This is a genomic window from Streptomyces sp. NPDC051664 (assembly GCF_044453545.1).
Classification (GTDB): Bacteria; Actinomycetota; Actinomycetes; order Streptomycetales; family Streptomycetaceae; genus Streptomyces.
On record NZ_JBITCU010000097.1, the window covers coordinates 1 to 2,832 of the forward strand.

At 66.6% G+C, this 2,832-nt stretch carries 3 protein-coding genes and 1 pseudogene; 2 read left to right on the plus strand and 2 right to left on the minus strand.

Going from position 1 to position 2,832, the window contains the following annotated elements; all coding sequences use genetic code 11:
* Positions 1-306: 306 nt before the first annotated feature.
* Positions 307-564 (minus strand): annotated as a pseudogene (locus ACIA8E_RS41665) (IS701 family transposase); the annotation flags it as partial.
* 74 nt (positions 565-638) lie between these two features.
* Entirely contained in the window at positions 639-1,391 is a 753-nt protein-coding gene (locus ACIA8E_RS41670; RefSeq protein ID WP_399307289.1) for a group II intron maturase-specific domain-containing protein, read from the minus strand.
* A 153-nt stretch (positions 1,392-1,544) separates the two neighbouring features.
* Between ACIA8E_RS41670 and ACIA8E_RS41675 the strand changes: the two genes are divergently transcribed.
* Both ACIA8E_RS41675 and ACIA8E_RS41680 read left to right on the plus strand, forming a co-directional pair.
* On the plus strand, positions 1,545-1,892 hold the full coding sequence (locus ACIA8E_RS41675) for a hypothetical protein (RefSeq protein WP_266649909.1): 348 nt from the start codon (positions 1,545-1,547) through the stop codon (positions 1,890-1,892).
* A gap of 132 nt (positions 1,893-2,024) precedes the next feature.
* Positions 2,025-2,831 (plus strand): recombinase family protein, encoded by an 807-nt coding sequence (locus tag ACIA8E_RS41680; protein WP_399307291.1) that lies wholly within the window; start codon positions 2,025-2,027, stop codon positions 2,829-2,831.
* Position 2,832: the final 1 nt, after the last annotated feature.

Consider the following 2,832-nt stretch of genomic DNA (forward strand, 5'->3'; position numbering starts at 1 on the left):
GAGGTCGACCCATCTTCGGTATCGGCGGCAACACCGCTTCCAGCCGCTCCCACTGTGCATCCGTCAGGTCGCCACGAGACATCTGAAGATCATTTCACGACCTTGATCAACATCTCAAACACACCCTAGTACTCCAGCAGGATTTCGCTGTCTGACCTGTGGGTTTGGCTGAGCGGCTGGAGTGTAGCGGGCCGGGACATGGTCAGGGGCGGTCTCACGGAGGCCGCCCCTCGAACGTGCGACAACGCCGCAGGTAATGACAGCGACGAGCGACTGCCTGGCGTCGTCGGCGCCAATTCGACCAGTTCACCGCGTGGTGTCTGCCTCGGCGTCCGCGCAGGTGCGGGGGCCGGGGACGACAAGCTGCCAGGAGTCGCCGAACCTCCGCCACTGTGAGCGCGATGGTCCCTGCTCTCTCACCGGTTTCGCCCCCTTTTTGTCGGCTTGGTGGGCCGTGACCGCCAGGAAGGCGTGGGCGGGCATGGCCAGGGTGATGTGCCGATACCAGCCCACGTAACGGCGGACTTCGTACTGGTCCAGCCCGCACTCGTTCTTCGCCGCCTGGTCGGGTAGGACCGCCGCATTGCTGCGGCGGTCCCCCCTCAGAACCGTGCGGGCCCGTTGTCCGAGCACACGGCTCAAGCAAGCCCTGATGGCTCGCGGGCGTATGCAGGTGCTGGCTTGTGTTTGCGACGTCGTTCGGCCCAGTAGTCGGCAAGGGCTGGGTCGTCGACGGACGACGCGCCCTTGACCATCTGATGCCGGACGATCTTGGTCCAGGAGAACTTGGCGAGGTAGCGGCCGCTGTTGCGGTCGCCGAAGACCCACCGGTCTCGCCTGGCCTTGTTGAACATGCCGAAGTAGCGGGCGGTGACCCAGTGCTTCGGCTTGTTCGGGTGTGTGTGGGTTGCCCATTTGTAGACGAGCTTCCACACGTAGGCGTCCAGGGCATGGAAGATGCGGCTGGACACCGCGCTCCGGTAGTAGGCGGCCCATCCCCGGATGATCGGGTTGAGCTTGTGGATTACCGCTTCGGCGTTGGCCCCTCGCAGGGCCTTGACTTCGGCGGCCAGCCGTTTCCGGATGCGTCGCACAGCTGCCGTGCTGGGTTTGATCAGGAGCACCGTTCCGCCGCGGTAGCGGCGGATGTTGAAGCCCAGGAAATCGCAGCCCTCGTTGAGGTGGACGATACTCGTCTTTTCCTCGTTGAAGACCAGACCTCTGGGTTTCAGCCAGGTGGCCAGTCGCGCCTGGATCTGCTCGGCCTCAACTCTGGAGTGAGCGAAGGCAAGCAGGTCGTCGGCGTATCTGATCAGCACCGGCGAGCCCGGTCTTGTTTCACCGGCGTGTGATCCGCCGGTGAAGTAGCGGACTCCGGCAGCCTCTTCCATTCCATGGAGAGCAATGTTGAGCAGAAGGGGACTGATCACGCCCCCAACGCAATGGGCAACTTCTGCTTCGAGGTGACGCTCGGCTACCGGCGGTTGGAACTCCTTCCTCGCGCGGAGGGTAAGGGGCGTCACAATGGGTAGTAGGTTTGTGACATGGTGCGTGGTGATCGTGTCGATAGCGTCGAGTACGCCCGGCGGGTCAACGCCGCCGCGGATCTGGTCGGGGCGGGTGTGCCCGTGGCCGCAGCCGCCCGCACGTTGGCGAGTAGGTACGGGGTGTCGGTGCGTCAGGCACGCCGGTATCTGGAGCAGGCCATGGCCGCTGGACATCTCGAAGTCCCCGAGTCGAGCGTGGTGTTCACTGTCAAGCTGCCGCAGTCGCTGGCAGGACAGATCCGTGCCCGTGCTCACGAGAGCGACCGGGCGATCTCCGCGGTGGTGGCCCAGGCCCTGGCCGAATTCCTTGAGCGGGGTGCCCCGGAGGGCCGGCCGGGCAGGTGAGCGGCCGCCCGGTGGAGGTGGAGGCGGTCTTCGACCGTCATGCGGAGGCGGACTTGTCCGCGGCCTATGCGGCGTTGGTTCCACAGCGGCGGTCCCGGATACCGGATCGCCTGGAGCAGGCAGGAGTGAGCGATGACCAGCGTGGCGATCTACGCCCGGGTGTCCTCGGCCCGGCAGAAGAAGGACCAGACGATCGGCTCGCAGACCGCGGCCCTGCGCGCGCACGCCGCCACCGCGCATCTTGAGCTGCCCGAGGAGTGGGTGTTCGAGGACGAGGGTCACTCCGGGGCGACCCTGGTGCGGCCCGCGCTGGAGCGGCTGCGCGACCTGGTCGCCCAGGTCGGCGTGGATGTGGTGCTGTGCTATGCGCCCGACCGCCTCGCCCGTAAGTTCGCTTACCAGGCCCTGCTGGTCGAGGAGTTCGCCCGGGCCGGCACCCGGGTGGAGTTCGTCCGCGGCCCACGCGGCGACAGTCCCGAGGACCAGCTGATGGTCCAGTTCCAGGGCATGTTCGCCGAGTACGAGAAGGCCCAGCTGATGGAACGCTACCGGCGCGGGAAGACCTACCGGGCCCGCTCGGGGGCGGTGAACGTGCTGGGCGGAGCCCCGTTCGGCTACCGCTACCTGCGCAAGACCCCCGAGTGCGGGGCCACCTACGAGATCATCGAGTCCGAGGCGGCGCTGGTGGTCGAGCTGTTTCGCCGCTACACCGACGACGGGGCCTCCATCGCAGACCTGACCCGCTGGCTCACCGGCAGCGGCACTCCCACCCGCACCGGCAAGACCCGCTGGGACCGCAGCGTGGTCTGGGGCATGCTCCGCAACCCCGCCTACCAAGGGCAAGCTGAGTGCCTGTTTCTGAACCCCGCAGCAGCAGGTCAGAGGCTACGAGTCCGGAATGGGAGCTTTCCGCAAGCGTTCGGGGAGCGGTCACTGTGAC

Bases quoted from the DNA above. Each gene is read 5' to 3' on its own strand.
- ACIA8E_RS41670 (WP_399307289.1), bottom strand. From the start codon at position 1,391: ATGGAAGAGGCTGCCGGAGTCCGCTACTTCACCGGCGGATCACACGCC.
- ACIA8E_RS41675 (WP_266649909.1), top strand. From the start codon at position 1,545: ATGGTGCGTGGTGATCGTGTCGATAGCGTCGAGTACGCCCGGCGGGTC.
- ACIA8E_RS41680 (WP_399307291.1), top strand. From the start codon at position 2,025: ATGACCAGCGTGGCGATCTACGCCCGGGTGTCCTCGGCCCGGCAGAAG.